This window comes from Xylophilus sp. PBN-3R, from assembly GCF_057747805.1.
In genome coordinates this window covers 2,335,851-2,355,084 of record NZ_CM173225.1, presented here as the reverse complement: position 1 = coordinate 2,355,084, position 19,234 = coordinate 2,335,851, and the positions used below count along the sequence as shown (strand labels likewise).

Below are 19,234 nucleotides of genomic sequence, written 5' to 3'. Positions count from 1 at the left end.
ACAAACAGATTGTCTGGATCAAATCGACCTGAGAAACCGATAATCAGGTCCATGCGCCTGACTCTCAGACAACTGACCATCTTCGTTGCCGTCGCCGACACCGGCAGCACCAGTGCGGCGGGTGAGCAGATCGCCCTGTCGCAATCGGCGACCAGCGGCGCGCTGAAAGAACTCGAGACACTGCTTGGTGCGCAACTGTTCGACCGCATCGGAAAACGGCTGCTGCTGAACGACAGCGGAAGGGCCGTGCTGTCCCAGGCGCGCGGCTTGCTGGGCGCGGCGCAAGAGCTGGAAAACCTGTTCGGTGGTGCGGACTTGGCCAGCACGCGCCTGCGTGTGGCCGCCAGCACGACCATCGGCAATTACCTTCTGCCGTCGCTGGTGGCCAGTTACCAGCGCGACTCGCCGGCTACCGCCATCGAGGTCGATATCGGCAACACACGCGAGGTCGCCGCATCCGTGGCGCGGCTGGAGGTGGACCTCGGCCTGATCGAAGGCCCGTGTCACGAGCCGGAGCTGCGTGTGGTGCCGTGGCGCGACGACGACCTGGTCATCGTGTGCGCTGCGTCGCATCCGATCCGCACGCAAGGACGTGTGCCGCTTGCGGCCTTGCATGCTGCCAGGTGGTTGCAGCGCGAACCCGGCTCCGGCACGCGCGAGGCGGTCGAGCACGCGTTGCTGCCGCACCTGCATCACCTGGAAAGCTCATTGCAGTTCGGAAGTACCGAGGCCATCAAGCAGGCAGCCGCCGAAGGCATGGGCCTGGCCTGCCTGTCGGCCTGTGCGGTGCAGGACCTGGTGACACTGGGTCGGCTGGCGGTGCTGCAGACGAGCTTGCCCCGCCTCAGCCGGCGTTTTTATGTTGTTCACCATCGCCAAAAGCACTTCTCGGCCCGGCTGAAGAAATTTGCGGATCACATCGGCATGGTTTGAAAGCGGTGTTTTTTTCGGTATAGAATCGTGTCTTCCCTGAAATGCCCAGGTGGCGGAATTGGTAGACGCACTAGTTTCAGGTACTAGCGAGTAACATCGTGGAGGTTCGAGTCCTCTCCTGGGCACCAAACAAGTAAAAAGCCGCTGAGTCTTCAGCGGCTTTTTTATTGCCCGTTCGGGAACGTCTTCTTCTGCGTTCGGGCAAGGTTCCGGGCCCTGCGGCCCGGCCTGACCGTCAGCGCGGTGCGACCACACGGGCCTTGGCAGCCGCGAATTCCTCTTCGTTGATGGCGCCTTCTTCATGCAGGCGGGCCAGTTCGCGCAGAGCTTCCGCCGTCGAATTCGCCGGATAACGCGAAGCAGGTTCATCGACCACGGAGTAGGGGCTGTCCACGTTTTCTTCTTCGGCCACCACAGGGTCGGGCATGCGCAGAGCCCAGACATAGGCGCCGATCCATCCGATCACCGTCCAGCCCAGCAAGACGTCGATCAATGCGATGGGTAGGAAACTGGGATGTTTGCGACGGTTGGCTTCATAGGCCGGTAACAGGTAGAGGCCGAGCAGTGCCAGATAGAAGATGATCGTCTCGGCGGTACCGGCCGGTGTAGTTGAACCGACACCGGCAACGTAACCGTAGACCACCAGGATCAGAAGGGCGATCAACCGAAGCAAAACCATACACAAACCCCCGCAGATGTTTTAAACAGAAACAAACCTAAGTATCTTCGAACATGATCCCAAATTGGTGCCGGGAGTCAGGTTCTCGTCGGTTTGCGTTAACAATTAAACACGTTTTGGCCGATCCTGCCGAGGATCGATCGACCGACGCATGGCGTGCTCAGGGCAAATACGGGGGGAAGTCCGGCCTATCGAAGCGGCATGGCTCACCATAATCCGACGGGTGCGGAGCCGAAAAGTCCGCTGCATAAAACCTACGGAGTCAAGCCATGCCTTTCCATTCAAGCCTGCCGCGTCGCAAGGCGCTTTCAGCCATCTCCTTCACCGCCGCTGCCACGCTGGTGATGTTGGGTTCCATGTTTCCGGGCGGTGCCGCAACGGCCCAGGAAACCTGGCCCAGCCGGCCGATCACCATCATCGTGCCGTTCCCCGCTGGCGGCACCACCGACATCGTGGCCCGCCTCGCAGGCCTGGAACTGTCGAAGGAACTGGGTCAGCCGGTGATCATCGACAACCGCCCGGGCGCTGGCGGAAACATCGGTTCGCAGGCGGTGGCGCGGGCGCCGGCCGACGGCTACACCCTGGTGATGGGAACGGTCGGCACCCACGCCATCAATGCATCGCTCTACAAGAAGATGCCCTATGACCATATCAAGGACTTCGCGCCGATCTCGCGTGTGGCCAACGTGCCGAACCTGCTGGTCGCCAACACTTCCCAGCCGTTCAAGACCGTGCCCGAACTGATTGCCTATGCCAAGGCCAACCCGGACAAACTCACCTTCGCGTCGTCCGGCAACGGCACTTCGATCCACCTGGCCGGCGAACTGTTCAAGGTGCTCACGGGGGTGAAGATGCAGCACATTCCCTATAAGGGCAGCGCACCCGCTCTCGCCGACCTGATCGCCGGACAGACCAGCATCATGTTCGACAACCTGCCGTCGTCGATCGCCTTCGTCCGCGCCGGCAAGCTGCGGCCGATCGCCATCACCACACTTGCCCGATCACCTGAACTGCCGGACGTGCCAACGGTTTCCGAAAGCGGAGTGCCCGGCTTCGATGCAGGTTCATGGTTCGGTTTGCTGGCACCCGCCAACACCCCGCCGGCCGTGATCAAGCGCATCGACGATGCCTTGCTGAAGGCCATGGAAACCACCGACCTCAAGAAGAAAATCATGGACCAGGGTGGAGTGCCGGTCGGCGAGACCCCGGATAAGTTCGCCGCCTACATCCGCTCCGAAACCACCAAATGGGCCAAGGTGGTGAAAGAGTCCGGCGCCAGCGTCGATTAATCCCCGTTCGGTTCCCCTGCTTTCCTCGGCAGCAGGTTTTCGACCTGCTGCCGGTCTTCCACCGCGAATTGTGCGGTGCCTCGCTTGTCTCCCGTCACCACCACCGCCGTGGCGTTCTTGGGGCACAAGCCCATGCAACTGGTCATCACCACACGTGTCTTCAGGCGTGCGGCCTTGCCCGCATCCTTGAATGCCGCTGCGACTTTCTTGGGTTTTCCACTCCTCGCCGGACCGCTGCTGCGTTTGCCGCAGGCCTTGCACACCAGCACCAGGGCATCGAGTCGGAAAGGCAGGGAACGGGCTTCATCGTGGTTCATGGGTTCATGGTGGGGCCATTTCGCATTTCGTTCCACGGCCGTCAGCGCTGCATTTCGAGGGACTGCGCCCGCGATGGGAGTCGGCTGCGCCCTACAAACGAAGATTTTACGTATGTCAAAATTTGCAACATCATCGTTTGGAGGTCACATGACCAACTGGATCTGGACGGAATTCGTGCCGGAAGACCGCACCTGCGGACGCAAGGCCTTCGAGTGTGATCTCGACTGGGAAGACGACGACCTGATGGCCGAATGTGCACGCCGCATCGCCGAGCTGTCGATTCGTTTCGGTACCCCGGCGCAGGGGCACATGTATACCGAGATGGGTCCGTTCCAGGACACCGACTATGACGACCACCGGTGGTTCTTCAACCTCGAAGAGCAATACACCAGCTATAACAAGCGCTTCGAATTCCGGGACGGTGAAATGCAGGAAGGCCTGAACTACGGCAACCTCGACGCGATGACATTGAGCGTGTTTTTCCGCGAGCCGGTCACCCGCGAGGAATTCGGTCTCGACCCGATTTGATATTCGGGCGATGCATCGCCTGGCGGATACGGCGGGTGGATAGAATGCCGCCCCTTTCGCGCCTATTTGCCTGCTGCTCCCATGAATATCGTTGTCAACGAAGAACTCAAAGCCTATATCGACCCGTTGACCGAGGACGAACACGCCGCCCTCGAACGCAGCCTGCTGGCAGAAGGTTGCCGTGACTCCCTGGTGCTGTGGGGCGATCTGCTGATCGACGGCCACAACCGTTACGGCATCTGCGTGAAACACGGCCTGCCGTTCAACACGGTGCAGAACACCCGGTTCAAGAGCATCGAAGATGTGCACCTGTGGATGATCGACCAGCACCTGGGACGACGCAGTGTCTCGGACTTCCAGCGTGGCGTGCTCGCCTTGCGCCGCAAGCAGATCGAATCCGACCGCAAGGCCGCGCCCGCGCCGGTCCTCGATACACCGGCTTCGGCTGCCAGCAACGAAGCCCCGTGGGACGGTGGGGGCACTGAAGCCGTCATCAACCCCGTCGTCGTCCCGGTTCCCGCGGCGCCCGCACTCGACAGCCGCCAGGCCGTCGCCAAGGCCGCACGCCTGAGTAGCGCCCAGGTCGCCGCCATCGAGAAGATCCAGAAACAGGCCGCGCCGGAACTTGTCGCCGCCGTTCGTTCCGGCGCGGTGTCGATCAACACGGCCGCCGCCATTTGCAGCCTGCCCCCGGAAGAGCAGGTGGCAGCGGCGACCGGCGGCAAGGACGAACTCAAGCAGGCCGCCAAGAGGGTGCGTGACGCCAAACGCAAGCCGCGCGATGACGGTTCCGAAGAAGGCATGGCACACAGCGATACCGCTGCCGCGGAAGACCAGGCGGCGGGCATGGTGCTCGGCCTGCGCCGCCGGGTCGAAGAACTCACCGCCGAGAACGAGGCACTGCGCGCCGAAGTGGCCGAGCTGAAGGCGATGATCGGCTGACCCTGGTGTGATGAACTTCAAGGCAAGGCAACGGGAACGTAAGGGTTGTCATCGCGGGCTTTCTGTTGTGGGTGTGGTCGCGCGCGAGGCTAGGCCTGCTTGATACAGTTTGTTGAAGGCCGTCAGGCGCCGGTCGGCAGGCGTCCCTGCGCCAGCAGCCAGGTACGAAAGGTCTGCAGCGATTTCATCTGCGCCGACTCTTCCGGATAGGTGAGGTAATAGCCCTTGCTCGACCGCCACAGTTGCTCCGAAAGGCGCTGAAGCCTTCCGCCTGCCACCATGTCGTCGCCCATGTAAGGCGGCAGCAGCACAACACCCATGCCGGCGACGGCGGCATTCAGTGCCATCGACATGATTTCGTAGCGCGGTCCATCACTGCCGGCAGCGTCGGCGATGCCGTTCTGTTCGAACCATTCGTTCCACACGTCGGGCACGGTGCTGTGCTGGATGAGTGCGGCCTTGGGTGTCGCGGCATCGACCCGTGCACCGTGTTGCACCACCCATTGCGGGGATGCATACGGCGAGAGCTCCAGCGGCAGGATGAAGTCCGAATGCAGGCCCGGACGCCGACCGTCGCCGAACTCCAGCGACGCATCGACCGGCATGGCACCGAAATCGACCGGGCCGACCCGTGTGCCGAGGTTGAGCGTTATTTCTGCATGGGCGCGGGTGAAGTCTGGCAGTCGCGGGATCAGCCAATACGCACCCAGCGATGCACCTACCGAAAGCGACAGCGATCCGCCGCGGCCCTTCAGCGCCATCACGTTGGCCGTGGCTCGCTCGAGCCGCTGCAGCAGGGGGGCCACTTCTCCCAGGTAATAACGCCCGGCATCGGTCAGTGCCAATGCCTCGCGACGGCGGGTGAAGAGTTTCACGTCGAGCCGTTCTTCGAGCGCCTGTATCTGTCGGCTGACCGCGCCCTGCGTCAGGTGCAACTCTTGCGCTGCAGCGGTGAACGATCGCAGCCGCGCGCTGGCCTCCAGGCACAGCAACGACATGGTGGACGGCGCCCTAAACATATTGGTGCATGAGAAAAGCACACGTTCGGTGCATCAAGACTTCTATAACGATCCAGGAAGGCCGTTATGGCGCATGAGGAAACCACATGGTAATCCCAAAAATCGTGGTTTGTCCAAGCGCTGTCCGACGCCAGATCATCCCGCCATCCAACCACTCCCGCCCGATGAAAAGGACTTCCGCCATGACCCGCCAGTTCGTCACATCACCGCTGTCGCGCCGCCATCTGCTGCGCGCCGTTCCGGCTACCGCCATGGCCGCGCTGCCGCTGCTCTCGCGGGCGGCGGGCTATCCCGAACGGGCGATACGCCTGGTCGTACCGTCGGCCGCCGGTGGGTCGCCCGACGCCATCTGCCGTGTCATCACCGGCGAGCTGGCGCGCAGCCTGGGCCAGGCCTTCATCGTCGACAACAAGCCGGGCGCCAGCGGCAATATCGGCATGAGCGACATCGCCCATGCCCCTGCCGACGGCTACACCATGGCTTACGCCAACGTCGGCACCCTAGCCATCAACAAGGCGCTTTTCAGCAAGCTGCCGTACGACCCCGAGAAACAACTGGCGCCGATCTGCCTGCTCGGGTTCGTGCAGAACGCACTGGTGGTTCGCAAGGACCTGGGCGTGAACTCGGTGCGGGAACTGATCGCGCTGGCCAAGGCCAGGCCGGGCGTGCTGAGCATGGGATCAGCCGGCAGCGGCACCACCGGCCACCTGGGCGGCGAGCTGTTCAAGAGCATGACCGGCACCTTCATGGTCCACGTGCCGTATCGGGGCAGCCCGCAGGCCATCCAGGACCTGATGGGCGGCCAGGTCGACCTGATGTTCGACAACCTGAGTTCCATCGCGCCGCACATCCAGGCGGGCCGGCTGAAGGTGCTGGCGGTCACAGGCGCCAGGCGCAGCCCGCTGTTCCCGGACATCCCGACCGTCGCCGAGTCCGGCGTGGCCGGCTACGACGTGGTGGCCTGGGGCGGGCTGGTGGTGCCGGCCGCCACGCCGAAGGCCGTCGTCCAGCAGCTCAATACCGCCGTCAACGCTGCCCTGGCCCAGCCGGCCATCCGGGACAAATATGCCGCGATCGGTTTCGAAACCACGCAGGGCCCGCCGGAAGCGCTGTTCGAGCGGGCCGCCCGGGAAACCCCGGTCTGGGCGGCGGTCGTCAAGCGTTCCGGCGCCCAGGTCGGTTGAGGGACGCCGCATGTTCGACCTGATCATCGGAGGCGGCACGCTGATAGACGGTAGCGGCGGCCACCGCCGTCGTGCCGATGTGGCGGTGTCCGGCGGCCGCATCGCCGCGATCGGCGATCTTGCCGGCCAGCCGGCGCGCCAGCATGAAGACGCCCGCGGCCTCATCGTCGCACCCGGTTTCATCGACGTGCACACCCACGACGACCGGCTGCTGCTCGACGCCCCCCAAGGCGCGCACCCCAAGCTTTCGCAAGGTGTCACCACGGTGGTGACCGGTAACTGCGGCATCAGCCTGGCGCCGCTGGTCAGCGCCACCACGCCGCCCGCACCGCTCGACCTGCTGGGCGAGGACAGTTGGCGTTTCGACCGTTTCGGCGACTACCTCGATGCCCTGCAGCAGGCAGGGCCGGCGACCAATGCCGCCTGCCTGGTCGGCCATTCGACGCTGCGGGTGCGCCACATGGACCGGCTCGACCGCAGCGCCACTGCAGAAGAATGCGCCCGCATGGCGGCAGACCTGGCCGAGGCCTTGCGGGCCGGCGCCTTCGGTATGTCCACCGGCCTGTATTACCCGCCGGCCCGGGCTGCCGGAGCGGACGAAGTCATCGCCGTCGGTGCGCCGCTCAGCGACTTCGGCGGCGTCGTCAGCATGCACATCCGCGACGAGGCCGACGGCATAGACGACGCCCTGCGCGAGGCGCTGGCCATCGGCCGGGCCTTGAAGATCGACACCGTGCTGTCACACCACAAACTGGTGGGCCGCGCGAACCACGGACGGTCCGCCGAGACGCTGGCGCTGATCGAGAAGGCCGCCGAAGGGCAGGGCGTGTGCCTGGATTGCTATCCCTACAACGCTTCGTCGACCATGCTGCTGGCTTCGCGTGTGCGGCAGTCGGACGACGTGCTGGTGACCTGGTCGCGCAGCGATCCGTCGGTGGCCGGCCGCTCGCTTTTCGAACTGGCCAAGGAGCGTGGCTGCGACCCGGTCGAACTGGCGGAAAGACTGGCTCCGGCGGGAGCGGTGTATTTCGCCATGAGCCAGACCGACGTCAGTCGCATCCTCTCGCATCCGCTGGCCATGGTCGGCTCGGACGGCCTGGCGCACGATGCTGTTCCGCATCCGCGCCTGTGGGGCAGTTTTCCGCGGGTACTGGGCCATTACGTGCGCGACCTGCGGCTGTTTTCGCTGGAGACGGCGGTGCACAAGATGACCGGGCTCAGCGCGCGTCATTTCGGGCTGGTCGGGCGAGGACTGGCGGATGTCGGCTTTGCCGCCGACCTGGTGGTGTTCGACGAGCACGCGGTCGCCGACCGCGCCACCTTCGCCCGGCCGACCCGGGTCAGCGCCGGCATCGAATCGGTCTATGTCAACGGCAGGCTCGCCTGCCGACGCGGTGAAACGCGGGACGTGCACGCCGGCAGCGTGTTGCGCCGGCAGGGCAAATGACGGGAGGCCTGAGCTAAGCTCCGCCGATGCCCCTGATCAGCCTCCAGTATCTGCGTGGAATCGCCGCCCTCATGGTGGTGTGCGTCCACCTTTCCGTGCAGTTGCAGCGCATGGATTACCACGGTTACTGGCCCGACTGGGCGGCGAGCGGGGTGGACATCTTCTTCGTGCTGAGCGGTTTCCTGATGTGGTTCACCACGGCCGGCCGGCAGCAGGCACCGCTGGAGTTCTACCGCCGCCGCATCGTGCGTATCGTGCCGCTGTACTGGTTGCTGACCAGCGTGGTGGTCGCCGTGCTGGTGCTGGCCCCCCGGCTCATGCAGTCGGTTCAGCTGGATTGGGTGAACGTCGTCGCCTCGTACTTCTTCGTCTTCACGCCCAGTGCTGCCGGACGGATGGAGCCGGTCCTGCTGGTCGGATGGACCCTCAATTACGAGATGCTTTTCTACCTGGTATACGGCGCGGCGCTGGCGCTGCCGTCGCGGTGGCGTTTCGGCGCGACCACGGTGGCGATCGTGGCGCTGGTGCTGGTGAACTATCCGGTCTTCGCCCGCACCGACGTGCAGCCGCTGCGGGATGCGTCGCTGATGCTGGAGTTCGTCTTCGGCATGGCGATCGCTGCATGGTGGCGCCGGGCGTCGGCGGCGAATCGTTCGGCCGGCCCGGGCCGGCTGCTGATCGGCTTGGGTTTTGCCGCTCTTGCGCTGCAGGAGTTCCTGTTGCCGCCGTTGCCATCCGCCGTCGCGGGCGGCCTGCCTGCCGCAGCCATCGTCTGCGGCGCCTTGTGGCTGGAGCGATCCGGCGGTCTGCCACAGTGGCCGGCGCTGCGGCGGCTGGGCGATGTTTCGTTCAGCCTTTACCTTTCGCACCCCATCGCGCTGTCGGCGTTCGCACAGGGCTGGCGGCGGGCCGGCCTGGATGGACTGCCGGCGTCGAATGCGATTTTCTGTCTGGCGGCAACGGTGTTCTGTGTGCTGGTGGGTGCGCTGGTGTACCGATGGGTCGAACTGCCGTTGACACGGCGTTTCAACGCATACACCGGCGCCCGGCTGCAACCAGCGTCCGGACGTTAAGCCCTTCGCAAGCCAAGGCATGCATGTGGTGTTGCATTTTTCTTACAAATATATCGCCTTCGCAAATAAAGTATTGAGACTAGTTCTCATCCGCTTTTAGAATCCGCCCCGCGTCCAAGGCAGGGGGAGGGACTCCCCGGGGGGACGTGTTCATCAAAAACACGAGGGGAATTTCTTTCATGGCGAAAACCATCGCGCAGCCCGTTGACAAGCTGGCTACCCAATCCGCATCGGAACACGCACTGCTGCCGCTAGGCGCAATGATGCTGGCCGCGTCTGTCAGCGGCTGGGCGCAGACCGCGCCGGTCGCCGGAACCCTGACACCCGTCACCGTGACCGACACGGCCGACGTGCAGGGCAAGGATTCGCTGCTGACCAAGAAAACCAGCATCGGCAAGGGCACGCAGGAACTGCGCGACATTCCCCAGTCGGTCACCGTCATCACCGAAAAGCTGATCGACGACATCAAGCTCGACACGCTGAAGGACGCGCTGCACTACACCGCCGGCATCACCTTCGCCGCGACCGAAAACGGCACCGACGCCGACATCCGCCTGCGCGGTTTCCCCATCGCCACTACCGGCGACCTGATGATCGACGGAATGCGCGACCCGTCGCAATACGACCGCGACACCTTCAACGTGGAACGCATCGAAGTCATGCGCGGCTCGGCATCCATGCTGTTCGGCCGCGGCTCCACCGGCGGCGTGGTCAACCAGGTGGCCAAGAAGCCGCTGCTGGCCGACCAGTCCGACGTCACCGTGAGCGCCGGAACCCTGGGTTACCTGCGCACCACCGTCGATTTCAACAAGCGCCTGTCCGAAACCAGCGCGCTTCGGATCAACGCCATGTACAACACCGCCGACAACGCCGGCGCGGGCATCGACAAGAACGGCATCGCACCCACCTACAGCTGGGGCCTGGGCACCGCCGACGAATTCACCCTCGGCGCCTTCTACCTGAACAACAACAACGTGCCACCGTCGGGCATCGGCTACCTGGGCGGCAGCGTCCCACCGGTCAAGGCCGGCGCCTTCTACGGCACCCAGTCGGACTACGCCGACGGCAACGCCACCTACGTGCACGGCAACTGGAAACACCTGTTCAACGACGGCAGCGAATTGCGCACCCAGTTCCGCAGCGGCGTCTTCGAACGCAAGACCTGGTTGTCGCAGCTGCGCATCGGCACCACCAACGGCCAGCCGACCACCATCAACAACTTCGGCGACAACACCATCCTGACGCGCGTCGGCCTGGCCCCCCGCAAGGACCGCTTCAAAAGCACCTACGTGCAGAGCGATTACAGCAAGAGCCTGGACGTCTGGGGCATGCGCCACGAAGTGCTGGCCGGCATCGATGCGTCGCATGAAGAAGCCATCCGTTTCGGCGGGTTCGGCACCGTCGGCACCAACTATGCCAAGGGCTCCACCACCGTCGGCAACGACGACGACGGCACCCGCCTGAACGTGCTGCCGAGCTACCGCCCGAGCGAAGGCTACAAGGCCAAGGCGCTCGGCCTCTACGCACAAGACCTGATCCAGATCGCGCCGATGTGGAAACTGCTGGGCGGCGTGCGCTACGACAAGTTCGACGGCAACTACGAGTCCTATACCTACGGCAACGCTGCGCAACCGACCGTGCGCACCGCCACCGCATCGAACGGCTTCGACTTCTCGCCCTGGTCCTACCGTGGCGGCGTGCTGTTCCAGCCGACCAGCACCCAGTCGTATCACATCTCGTACGGCACGTCGTTCACCACGGCGGCCGATACCTATCGCTTCACCAACGCGCAGAACGCCAACACTCCGCCGGAGAAGAGCCGCAACATCGAGATCGGTGCCAAGCTGGACTGGCTGGACGGCAAGCTGTCGACCCGTGGCGCGATCTTCCGCAGCGAGAAATACAACGAACGCACCACCGATGCCGACTTCGGCAACATCGCCTACACCCTGTCGGGCCAGCGCCATTCCACCGGCGTCGAAATCGACGTGGTCGGCCGCATTACGCCCAAGCTGGAGATCTACACCTCGCTCACCTGGATCCCGGATGCCGTCATCGACAAGGCCGGTTCGGCTGCCGGTTCGCAGGCATCGGTCGGCCAGCGTGTGGGCCTGACGCCCAAGCGTTCCGGTGCGGTGTGGCTCAGCTACCAGATCGACGGCAAGTTCCGAGTTGCACTCGGCGGCCATGGCGCCAGCACCAACAACGCTCTTGCCGGCACGACCGGTGCCGCACAGGCCACCGCACGCGCACCCGGCTACATGGTTTTCGACGCCATGGCCGAGTACAAGTTCACGCCCGACCTGTATGCCCAGCTCAATGTCAGCAACCTGAGCAACAAGGCCTACGGCGACCAGCTGTACCCCGGCTTCTCCATCCTGGGCCCCAAGCGCCAGGTGCTCGCCACCGTCGGCATGCGTTTCTGACCCAGCGCAAGGCTGACGGCAAGGCGTCTCTTATCCTCGGACCATGCTGCTCCACGTTCAAAATGTCCTGACGCCGGCCGAAGTGGCCCGCGCCCGTGAAATCCTCTCCACCGCCCCCTGGGGCGACGGCCGGATCACCGCGGGCAGCCAGTCGGCGCAGGCCAAGAACAACGAGCAGCTGCCCGAGGATTGCGACGCCACCCGGGCCGTTCAGCAGCTGCTGCTGCAGGGGCTGGAACGCCATTCGGTCTTCTTTTCGGCGGCGCTTCCCAAGCAAGTGTCGCCCCCGCTTTTCAACCGCTACGGCGGTAGTTCGAACGCGTTCGGCAACCATGTCGACAGCGCCGTGCGCTACATGCGCAACGGCGGCCGGGTGCGCACCGACATCTCCTGCACGCTGTTCCTCTCGGATCCCGACGAATACGACGGCGGCGAACTGATGATCGAGGACACCTATGGCGAACAGCGCGTCAAGCTGGCCGCTGGCGACCTGGTGCTGTACCCCGGCACCAGCGTGCATCGGGTCGAACCCGTCACCCGCGGCCATCGCATCGCCAGCTATTTCTGGATCCAGAGCATGGTGCGCAGCGACGAACAACGCCGCCTGCTGTTCGATATGGACAACCACCTGCGCCGCCTGCGCAGCGGCGCCAGCCTGGGGGAGGGCGATCCTTCGGTGATCGGCCTCACCTCGACTTATCACAACCTCCTGAGAATGTGGCTTGACGTCTGACCGACGCCACGCCGCACCAACATCCAATGAAATTCCAGACCCGCCTGATCGCCGCCGCCGTCCTGACGCTGGCATCCGCCGCCGCCTTCGCCCAGCACGGCAACATCACCTGCACGCCCGACACGCCCAAGACCGAATGGCGCGGCCAGATGGAACTGCAGAAGTTTCTCGAAGGCAAGGGCTGGAAGGTCCGCCAGGTCAAGACCTACAACAACTGCTACGAGGTCTACGGCTTCGACGACAAGGGCGCGCGCGCCGAGGTGTTCTTTCACCCCAAGAGCTTCGAGAAAGTCCACGAAGTCCCGCAGAGCTGATACCGGCGATTTCAGCAGATGAAGGTCTGGGATCCCCTGGTCCGGATCGTCCACTGGGGCGTTGCGGCCGGCATCGCCGCCGCCTGGTGGACGCTCGACCATGCTGGCGGTTGGCATGAGAAGGTCGGCTACGGCATTGCCGCACTGGTCGTGGTGCGGCTGGCCTGGGGTTTCATCGGCAGCCGCCACGCGCGATTCACGGATTTTGTGAAAGGCGCGGCCGCCACTGCCGCATATGCCCGCCGCCTGCTGCGCGGCACCGAAGAACGGCACGTCGGCCACAACCCCCTCGGCGGATGGATGGCCCTGGCGCTGTGGGCGTGCGTGCTGGCTACCTGCGCTACCGGATGGATGTTCACCACCGACGAATTTTTCGGCGTGGCCTGGGTCGAGACTACCCACAAGACCCTGGCCTGGACGGTCGTGGCGCTGCTGCCGCTGCATGTGGCCGGCGTCGTCTTCACCAGCCTGCGCCACCGCGAAAACCTGCTGCTGGCGATGATCACCGGCCGCAAGCCCGACTGACCTACTTCTTCAGGCAGCTTGACATGAACGCCTTGCGCTCATCGCCCTTCTTGCCGGTCGCGTCGGTGTTGCACATCTTCATTTTTTCCTGCTGGCGTTTCTTGCCGTTGGACAGGCAGTCCTTCATGAAGGCCTTGCGCTCGTCACCCTTCTTGCCGGTGGCTTCGGTGTTGCAGGTGCCCATCAGGTTCTGCTGTGCCGACGGTTCCGCCGCATGCGCTCCGGCAGCGAGAACCAGGCCCAGGGCAGTGGCGAAAACGAAGTTCTTCATGATGTTTTGATTCGAAGCGCGCCAAGAGCAGCGCATGACGATTCCAGCATATGGTTACAACGAAGGCAATTGTTAACCTGCCGGGGTTTCTTATACGTTTTCCGCCACTAGCAACAGAAAATTAAGTCTTTTTCCTTTTAAGAAGGATTTCTTAAAATAGCCGCCTCGCAAAGTCACCCGACTTGCATAAGGCCCCCCGTGTCCGCGCTACCTAGCTCCCCCGAATCCTCATCTTCCAGCGCGCCCGTCCCCGCTGTCGCCCTGCAGAACGTCAGCGTTCATTACCCGTCCGCCAAAGGCCTGGTACACGCGCTGAAAGACATCGACCTGGACATTCCCCAGGCGCAGGTCTTCGGCATCATCGGCAAGAGCGGCGCCGGTAAAAGCTCGCTGGTCCGCACCGTCAACCTGCTGGCCCGTCCCAGCGCCGGACGTGTGCTCGTGGCCGGCCGCGACATGCTGGCCCTGCCCGACGACCAGTTGCGGGCAGCCCGCCGCGACATCGGCATGGTGTTCCAGCATTTCAACCTGCTCGATTCCCGCACCGTGTCCGCCAACGTGGCCCTGCCGCTGGAACTGGTCGGCACACCCAAGGCCGACATCAAGCGCCGCGTCGGCGAGCTGCTGGACCTGGTCGGCCTGGGCCATCTCGGCGACCGTTATCCCGCACAACTCAGCGGCGGCCAGCGTCAGCGCGTCGGCATCGCCCGCGCCCTGGCCAGCAAACCCAAAGTCCTCCTGTGCGATGAAGCGACGTCCGCACTGGATCCGGAAACCGCGCGCTCCATCCTGGCGTTGCTGCGCCAGATCAACGCCGACTTCGGCCTGACCATCATCCTCATCACCCACCAGATGCAGGTCATCAAGCAACTGGCGCATCGCGCCGCCGTGCTGGATGCGGGCAGGGTGGTCGAGCTGGCCGATGTATCCGAAATCTTTTTGCAGCCGCGCCAGGACATCACCAAGAGCCTGGTCGAAGACGTCGTTCCGCAAGCGCTGCCGGAGCCGGTCACCGCCCGCGTGCGGGCCGTCATGGCGGCCCATCCCGGCGAAGCCAGGCTGCTGCGCCTGGCCTTCCTGGGCGAAGACGCCGAACAATCGGTGCTGTCCGACCTCACCCGGCGCTTCGGCGTGGATGTCAACATCGTCCACGGTCAGGTCGATGAAATCCAGGGTGTGTCTTTCGCATCCCTCACCACGCTGCTGCGCGGCGACGCGGCATCGCTTGCGGCGGCCCATCAAACATTGGTCGCCGCCGGCGTTCGCATCGAGGAGGTCGCAGCATGAGCGGCAGTGTCCTGTTCACCCAGCAGTTCATGGAGATCTTCGCGTTCTCCCTTTGGGAAACCATCATCATGGTCGGCGTCTCGGGCGTGCTCGGTGCGTTGTTCGGCATACCGCTGGGCGTGTACCTGCGCCTGTCCGACCAGGGCGCGCTGCTGGCCAACCCGGTCGCCAACAGCATCACCGGCTGGATCGTCAATGCGGTGCGATCCACGCCCTTCATCATTTTGCTGGTCGCCATCATTCCGCTGACCCGCCTGCTGGCCGGATCGTCCATCGGCACCGGCGCGGCCATCGTGCCGCTGACCATCGCCGCCACGCCCTTCGTCGCCCGGCTGGTCGAAGTGGCGCTGCGTGAAGTCGACGACGGGGTCGTCGAGGCCGCGCTGGCCATGGGCGCCAGCACCTGGCAGATCGTCTGGAAAGTGCTGCTGCCCGAAGCCTTCCCCGGCATCGTGGCCGCGCTGACCATCACCCTGGTCAGCCTGACGGGTTACTCCGCCATGGCTGGTGCCATCGGCGGCGGCGGCCTGGGCGACCTGGGCATCCGTTACGGCTACCAGCGTTTTCTGCCCGAAGTGATGCTGGCCGTCGTCGTCGTGCTGATCTTCTTCGTGCAGGCCGTGCAGAGTTTTGGCGACTGGGCCGTTCGCCGCCTTCGTCACCGTTGAGCCGCGCCGGCACCGGTTCCCATATTTTTCCGAGTTTCCTTCTCAACCCAAAACGAGAGTCTTCATCCATGCAACGCAGAAACATCCTCACCGCCGCCGTGCTGTCCACCCTGCTGGCCACCGGCATCGCCCAGGCGCAAGACAAGGCCATCAAGATCGGCGTCACCGCCGGCCCGCACGCCCAGATCATGGAACAGGTCAAGAAGGTCGCCGAGAAGGACGGCCTGAAGCTCCAGATCGTCGAATTCAGCGACTACGTGCAACCCAACGCCGCCCTGGCCGCTGGCGACCTGGACGCCAACAGCTACCAGCACAAGCCTTACCTGGACGTGCAGGTGAAGGACCGCGGCTACAAGCTGGTGTCCGTCGGCCAGACCATCAACTTCCCCATGGGCATCTACTCCAAGAAGGTCAAGAGCCTGAAAGAGCTGAAGGACGGCGCCCGTGTCGGCCTGCCCAACGACCCCACCAACGGCGCCCGTGTGCTGCTGCTGCTGCAAGACCAGGGCTACATCAAGGTCCGCCCCGAAGCCGGCGTCACCGTCAGCCCGCTGGACGTGACCGACAACCCGCACAAGTTCAAGTTCGTCGAAGTCGACGCCGCCCAGCTGCCCCGCACCCTGGGCGACCTGGACGCCGCCGGCATCAACACCAACTTCGCCAAGAGCGGCGGCCTGGACCCGGTGAAGGACCCCATCGCCCGCGAAGGCGCCAAGAGCCCGTACATCAACATCATCGCCGTGCGTGAACAGGACAAGAACCAGCCCTGGGTCGGCAAGCTGGTGAAGGCCTACCAGTCGCCGGAAATCCGCAAGTACATCGAGACCGAATTCAACGGCGCAGTGCTGCCGGGCTTCTAAGCCCAACGAGCGACAAGAAGCGATGCCCACGCTGCGCATGGCCGCCATCGTGCAGGGACTGCACGATGCGAGAAACGAGTGGCGGGCGTCGCAATCGCGGCCCCGCGAAACCGGGGCCAGGGAATTCCCTTCGCCCGACGCCGTCGGCGAAGCCATCGACAAGATCCGCAAGGCCTTGTTCCCGATGCGCCTCGGCCCGCCGGACCTCCGGCAGGAAAACGAGGACTACTACGTCGGCCACACCCTCGACGCCGCCCTGCACACGCTGCTGTGCCAGGCGAGGCTCGAACTCCGATTCAGCGGCACCGCCTTCGAGGCGGTGGAAGCCCAGGCCACCGAAGCATTGCGCACGTTTGCCGACGCGCTGCCCGACATCCGCCGCCTGCTGGACACCGACGTGCTGGCCGCCTACGAAGGCGACCCCGCCGCCCGCAGCGTGGACGAAGTGCTGCTGTGCTACCCCGGCGTGCTGGCCATCATTCACCACCGCCTGGCGCATGAGCTGTACCGGCTCGGGTTGCCGCTGCTGGCGCGCATCGCGGCCGAGCAGGCGCATAGCCGGACGGGGATCGACATCCATCCGGGCGCAAGGATCGGCGGGAGTTTTTTCATCGATCACGGAACGGGTGTGGTGATCGGCGAGACCGCCGTCATCGGCGAGCGGGTGCGCATCTACCAGGCCGTGACGCTCGGCGCGCGGCGGTTCCCCAAATCGGAAGACGGAACCTTGCTGAAAGGGCTGCAACGGCACCCGACGGTGGAGGACGACGTGGTGATCTACGCCGGGGCGACGGTGCTGGGGAACGTCACGCTGGGGAAGGGCGCTTCGATCGGCGGGAATGTGTGGCTGACGCATGACGTGCCTGCGGGCGGGTCTGTGGTGCAGGCGGTGTCGATGAGTTGAGGGCCGTTCGCTCTTGGTTGCGACGTGAAACTCGATAACCCAGGTGGCCTCAATTGTTGCTTGCCAAATTCCTGGTCTTGGCGACACACATCTGCGATGAAGCTGTCGTCCGCCCGTCATTAAATGAAGACGTATCGAAAGGTGCTCGCACGTCCGAGCAAAACAATCGAATTTTCAATTTGAGTTGGATTGAATAATTGAGCTTTGGCACTTCATTAAATTACTCGGTGGACGAGGAGTGCAACAACCTTATTGGTTTGAGAATTCAGGCTTTAGTTGATGGTTGGAAGTTGGGGCGTCGGCGAAGCTCTCCCCGAGTTTTGATCTCACTTGCAACAGGGAGGCTCAAATTGTCTCGGGGGTTTTTAGATCAATTGTTTATATATGTCAGGCAAGCGAAGTTGCCGGCTGAGCTGTAGGTAATTGCTGAGTCAATCGAAATTTGATATTGGAATTTTTTAACTTCGCTGATTGCTTTCGGGGCGTGCGTCCATCGGTGCTTTGCCTCGGTCAGGATTGTTTGATTTTTCCATCGCGATTACATTACGTCCTCGCGCGGAAACGCGCGAACAGGATTGGCGTCCTGATGAGTTTTCGTGGCTTAGGCCGCGGACCCTGCTTCGACCGCATGACTGCGGCCTTTTCATTCGATTCGCTTATGGCGGCTCGGATGGGAGGGCTCACGCCCTGCCGTTCTTTCCACGGAAACTCGCGGTACGCCAACCTGTTCGAGCCGCCGCCACTTCATCCTCCCGATGAAATGACGGTGGTTTCCCATCGCAGTGCCAACGATCAGGAGGCCAGCATGAAACCGACGTCCACCGAGTTCCCAGAGTCCCAGCGGTCAGCCCATCCGTCCGCCCCCGCAGCAGCGCCGGACCCGGCGAATTTCATCCCCAGCTTCGACCCCGACGGCCCGACCGCCACGGACGATTTGCGCACCTTGCTGCATGAAGTCTGCGTCCTCGCCAGCACGGGCATCCGCCTGTCCCGCGACCGGCCCAACCTGATCCACGACGTGGACGACGACGACATGGTCGACCGCCTGCAGATGTTGCGGCGCACGCTGGACCGCATCGGCTGGGTGTCCGACGTAGCGCTCCGCAAACTCGGCGGCCACGGCGTGTTCGCCCGCGCCGAGGACTGGATGCTGCCGGGCATTTGAGTTCTGCCCGTGCTTTGCGCAGCGGGGGGGTGGAGCTGAACAGGCATTGGCGCTGTCGCCATCCGCTGCATATGTCGTGCCCGGCGAAGAATCGAAACGCACCTTGTTGAGTGCATTGCCGGGCATGTCACGGTGCTGGCTTCACACCACCCGCACCACCATGTCGACCTCGACCGTCGCGTTCTTCGGCAACTGGGCCACTCCGACCGAAGTCCGTGTATGCGCCGCCAACGGCCCCAACACCCGGATCAACAGGTCCGACGCCGCGTCCGCCACCTCGCTCTGCTGGGTGAAAGCAGGCGCGGACTGCACATACACGTTGATCCTGGGAACGGCCTGGATGTTTTCCAGCGCGCCGGCAGAAGTTTTGAGCAGGGCGAGGGCACGCATCACGCAGACCCTGGCGGCGGTGCGGGCCATTTCCAGCGTGGCACCAGACCCCGCGGCACCGGTGAAGACCACCGTATCGCCGACACGCGGAATCTGGCCGCTGACATAAACGAGCGGGCCGTCGCGGATGACCGGCACGTAATTGCCGCCGATCTTTATTTCTCCATCGAAGCGATAACCCAGGGCGGCTGCTTCCGCGTCGAATCGTTCATCACAAGACATGTCTGCTCCGTTTGGTCGTGGCCGGAATCGTGGCACGCGGAGAAAGTGTCCACCAGA

General features: G+C 63.9%; 21 protein-coding genes and 1 tRNA gene. 17 read left to right on the top strand and 5 right to left on the bottom strand.

Going from position 1 to position 19,234, the window contains the following annotated elements; all coding sequences use genetic code 11:
- Window positions 1-51: 51 nt before the first annotated feature.
- Both AC3ANW_RS11290 and AC3ANW_RS11285 read left to right on the top strand, forming a co-directional pair.
- Window positions 52-933 carry a LysR family transcriptional regulator gene (locus AC3ANW_RS11290; protein WP_488345264.1) on the top strand — a complete coding sequence of 294 codons (882 nt, stop codon included), beginning with the start codon at window positions 52-54 and terminating at the stop codon, window positions 931-933.
- A 43-nt stretch (window positions 934-976) separates the two neighbouring features.
- Window positions 977-1,061: transfer RNA gene (locus AC3ANW_RS11285), tRNA-Leu, on the top strand.
- 107 nt (window positions 1,062-1,168) lie between these two features.
- On the opposite strand, the gene AC3ANW_RS11280 is transcribed toward AC3ANW_RS11285, so the two are convergent.
- Entirely contained in the window at window positions 1,169-1,597 is a 429-nt protein-coding gene (locus AC3ANW_RS11280) for a superinfection immunity protein (RefSeq protein WP_488345263.1), read from the bottom strand.
- Between the two features lie 284 nt (window positions 1,598-1,881).
- Between AC3ANW_RS11280 and AC3ANW_RS11275 the strand changes: the two genes are divergently transcribed.
- Entirely contained in the window at window positions 1,882-2,901 is a 1,020-nt protein-coding gene (locus AC3ANW_RS11275) for a Bug family tripartite tricarboxylate transporter substrate binding protein (RefSeq protein WP_488345262.1), read from the top strand.
- Here AC3ANW_RS11275 and AC3ANW_RS11270 read toward each other — a convergent pair.
- Window positions 2,898-3,218 carry a hypothetical protein gene (locus AC3ANW_RS11270; protein ID WP_488345261.1) on the bottom strand — a complete coding sequence of 107 codons (321 nt, stop codon included), beginning with the start codon at window positions 3,216-3,218 and terminating at the stop codon, window positions 2,898-2,900. The genes AC3ANW_RS11275 and AC3ANW_RS11270 overlap by 4 nt on opposite strands.
- A gap of 148 nt (window positions 3,219-3,366) precedes the next feature.
- Here AC3ANW_RS11270 and AC3ANW_RS11265 point away from each other — a divergent pair, with 148 nt between their 5' ends.
- On the top strand, window positions 3,367-3,747 hold the full coding sequence (locus AC3ANW_RS11265) for a hypothetical protein (protein ID WP_488345260.1): 381 nt from the start codon (window positions 3,367-3,369) through the stop codon (window positions 3,745-3,747).
- A gap of 81 nt (window positions 3,748-3,828) precedes the next feature.
- Window positions 3,829-4,689: a plasmid replication/partition related protein gene (locus tag AC3ANW_RS11260; RefSeq protein WP_488345259.1), complete on the top strand. Its 861-nt coding sequence runs from the start codon at window positions 3,829-3,831 to the stop codon at window positions 4,687-4,689.
- A 122-nt stretch (window positions 4,690-4,811) separates the two neighbouring features.
- Here AC3ANW_RS11260 and AC3ANW_RS11255 read toward each other — a convergent pair whose 3' ends face one another.
- Window positions 4,812-5,687 (bottom strand): LysR substrate-binding domain-containing protein, encoded by an 876-nt coding sequence (locus AC3ANW_RS11255; protein WP_488345258.1) that lies wholly within the window; start codon window positions 5,685-5,687, stop codon window positions 4,812-4,814.
- A gap of 185 nt (window positions 5,688-5,872) precedes the next feature.
- Between AC3ANW_RS11255 and AC3ANW_RS11250 the strand changes: the two genes are divergently transcribed.
- From AC3ANW_RS11250 to AC3ANW_RS11220, 7 genes are all read left to right on the top strand, one after another.
- Window positions 5,873-6,892, top strand: coding sequence for a Bug family tripartite tricarboxylate transporter substrate binding protein (locus tag AC3ANW_RS11250; protein ID WP_488345257.1), 1,020 nt, complete (start codon window positions 5,873-5,875; stop codon window positions 6,890-6,892).
- A gap of 10 nt (window positions 6,893-6,902) precedes the next feature.
- Window positions 6,903-8,339 (top strand): N-acyl-D-amino-acid deacylase family protein, encoded by a 1,437-nt coding sequence (locus AC3ANW_RS11245; protein WP_488345256.1) that lies wholly within the window; start codon window positions 6,903-6,905, stop codon window positions 8,337-8,339.
- 26 nt (window positions 8,340-8,365) lie between these two features.
- Complete coding sequence (locus tag AC3ANW_RS11240; RefSeq protein WP_488345255.1) at window positions 8,366-9,412, top strand: acyltransferase family protein; 1,047 nt, start codon at window positions 8,366-8,368, stop codon at window positions 9,410-9,412.
- 179 nt (window positions 9,413-9,591) lie between these two features.
- Window positions 9,592-11,838, top strand: a complete 2,247-nt coding sequence (locus AC3ANW_RS11235; protein ID WP_488345254.1) for a TonB-dependent receptor — start codon at window positions 9,592-9,594, stop codon at window positions 11,836-11,838.
- Between the two features lie 43 nt (window positions 11,839-11,881).
- Complete coding sequence (locus AC3ANW_RS11230; protein WP_488345253.1) at window positions 11,882-12,571, top strand: Fe2+-dependent dioxygenase; 690 nt, start codon at window positions 11,882-11,884, stop codon at window positions 12,569-12,571.
- A 26-nt stretch (window positions 12,572-12,597) separates the two neighbouring features.
- Window positions 12,598-12,885: a PepSY domain-containing protein gene (locus tag AC3ANW_RS11225; RefSeq protein WP_488345252.1), complete on the top strand. Its 288-nt coding sequence runs from the start codon at window positions 12,598-12,600 to the stop codon at window positions 12,883-12,885.
- 18 nt (window positions 12,886-12,903) lie between these two features.
- On the top strand, window positions 12,904-13,410 hold the full coding sequence (locus AC3ANW_RS11220; protein ID WP_488345251.1) for a cytochrome b/b6 domain-containing protein: 507 nt from the start codon (window positions 12,904-12,906) through the stop codon (window positions 13,408-13,410).
- Between the two features lies 1 nt (window position 13,411).
- On the opposite strand, the gene AC3ANW_RS11215 is transcribed toward AC3ANW_RS11220, so the two are convergent.
- Complete coding sequence (locus tag AC3ANW_RS11215; RefSeq protein WP_488345250.1) at window positions 13,412-13,681, bottom strand: PsiF family protein; 270 nt, start codon at window positions 13,679-13,681, stop codon at window positions 13,412-13,414.
- Window positions 13,682-13,879: 198 nt separating this feature from the next.
- Between AC3ANW_RS11215 and AC3ANW_RS11210 the strand changes: the two genes are divergently transcribed.
- The 5 genes from AC3ANW_RS11210 (at window position 13,880) to AC3ANW_RS11190 (ending at window position 18,565) form a co-directional block, all read left to right on the top strand.
- Complete coding sequence (locus tag AC3ANW_RS11210; RefSeq protein ID WP_488345249.1) at window positions 13,880-14,968, top strand: methionine ABC transporter ATP-binding protein; 1,089 nt, start codon at window positions 13,880-13,882, stop codon at window positions 14,966-14,968.
- Window positions 14,965-15,636: a methionine ABC transporter permease gene (locus AC3ANW_RS11205; RefSeq protein WP_488345248.1), complete on the top strand. Its 672-nt coding sequence runs from the start codon at window positions 14,965-14,967 to the stop codon at window positions 15,634-15,636. The genes AC3ANW_RS11210 and AC3ANW_RS11205 overlap by 4 nt, the downstream gene beginning before the upstream one ends.
- A 68-nt stretch (window positions 15,637-15,704) precedes the next feature.
- Complete coding sequence (locus tag AC3ANW_RS11200; protein ID WP_488345247.1) at window positions 15,705-16,496, top strand: MetQ/NlpA family ABC transporter substrate-binding protein; 792 nt, start codon at window positions 15,705-15,707, stop codon at window positions 16,494-16,496.
- A 22-nt stretch (window positions 16,497-16,518) separates the two neighbouring features.
- Entirely contained in the window at window positions 16,519-17,400 is an 882-nt protein-coding gene (gene epsC, locus AC3ANW_RS11195; protein ID WP_488345246.1) for a serine O-acetyltransferase EpsC, read from the top strand.
- 805 nt (window positions 17,401-18,205) lie between these two features.
- Window positions 18,206-18,565, top strand: coding sequence for a hypothetical protein (locus AC3ANW_RS11190; protein WP_488345245.1), 360 nt, complete (start codon window positions 18,206-18,208; stop codon window positions 18,563-18,565).
- Window positions 18,566-18,706: 141 nt separating this feature from the next.
- Here the strand turns inward: AC3ANW_RS11190 and AC3ANW_RS11185 are convergent, their stop codons facing one another.
- Window positions 18,707-19,177, bottom strand: a complete 471-nt coding sequence (locus AC3ANW_RS11185; RefSeq protein ID WP_488345244.1) for a RidA family protein — start codon at window positions 19,175-19,177, stop codon at window positions 18,707-18,709.
- Window positions 19,178-19,234: the final 57 nt, after the last annotated feature.

Coding starts and splice junctions, on each gene's coding strand:
- AC3ANW_RS11290 (WP_488345264.1), top strand. CDS start 52: ATGCGCCTGACTCTCAGACAACTGACCATCTTCGTTGCCGTCGCCGAC.
- AC3ANW_RS11275 (WP_488345262.1), top strand. CDS start 1,882: ATGCCTTTCCATTCAAGCCTGCCGCGTCGCAAGGCGCTTTCAGCCATC.
- AC3ANW_RS11270 (WP_488345261.1), bottom strand. CDS start 3,218: ATGAACCACGATGAAGCCCGTTCCCTGCCTTTCCGACTCGATGCCCTG.
- AC3ANW_RS11265 (WP_488345260.1), top strand. CDS start 3,367: ATGACCAACTGGATCTGGACGGAATTCGTGCCGGAAGACCGCACCTGC.
- AC3ANW_RS11260 (WP_488345259.1), top strand. CDS start 3,829: ATGAATATCGTTGTCAACGAAGAACTCAAAGCCTATATCGACCCGTTG.
- AC3ANW_RS11255 (WP_488345258.1), bottom strand. CDS start 5,687: ATGTCGTTGCTGTGCCTGGAGGCCAGCGCGCGGCTGCGATCGTTCACC.
- AC3ANW_RS11250 (WP_488345257.1), top strand. CDS start 5,873: ATGAAAAGGACTTCCGCCATGACCCGCCAGTTCGTCACATCACCGCTG.
- AC3ANW_RS11245 (WP_488345256.1), top strand. CDS start 6,903: ATGTTCGACCTGATCATCGGAGGCGGCACGCTGATAGACGGTAGCGGC.
- AC3ANW_RS11240 (WP_488345255.1), top strand. CDS start 8,366: ATGCCCCTGATCAGCCTCCAGTATCTGCGTGGAATCGCCGCCCTCATG.
- AC3ANW_RS11235 (WP_488345254.1), top strand. CDS start 9,592: ATGGCGAAAACCATCGCGCAGCCCGTTGACAAGCTGGCTACCCAATCC.
- AC3ANW_RS11230 (WP_488345253.1), top strand. CDS start 11,882: ATGCTGCTCCACGTTCAAAATGTCCTGACGCCGGCCGAAGTGGCCCGC.
- AC3ANW_RS11225 (WP_488345252.1), top strand. CDS start 12,598: ATGAAATTCCAGACCCGCCTGATCGCCGCCGCCGTCCTGACGCTGGCA.
- AC3ANW_RS11220 (WP_488345251.1), top strand. CDS start 12,904: ATGAAGGTCTGGGATCCCCTGGTCCGGATCGTCCACTGGGGCGTTGCG.
- AC3ANW_RS11215 (WP_488345250.1), bottom strand. CDS start 13,681: ATGAAGAACTTCGTTTTCGCCACTGCCCTGGGCCTGGTTCTCGCTGCC.
- AC3ANW_RS11205 (WP_488345248.1), top strand. CDS start 14,965: ATGAGCGGCAGTGTCCTGTTCACCCAGCAGTTCATGGAGATCTTCGCG.
- AC3ANW_RS11200 (WP_488345247.1), top strand. CDS start 15,705: ATGCAACGCAGAAACATCCTCACCGCCGCCGTGCTGTCCACCCTGCTG.
- epsC (WP_488345246.1), top strand. CDS start 16,519: ATGCCCACGCTGCGCATGGCCGCCATCGTGCAGGGACTGCACGATGCG.
- AC3ANW_RS11190 (WP_488345245.1), top strand. CDS start 18,206: ATGAAACCGACGTCCACCGAGTTCCCAGAGTCCCAGCGGTCAGCCCAT.
- AC3ANW_RS11185 (WP_488345244.1), bottom strand. CDS start 19,177: ATGTCTTGTGATGAACGATTCGACGCGGAAGCAGCCGCCCTGGGTTAT.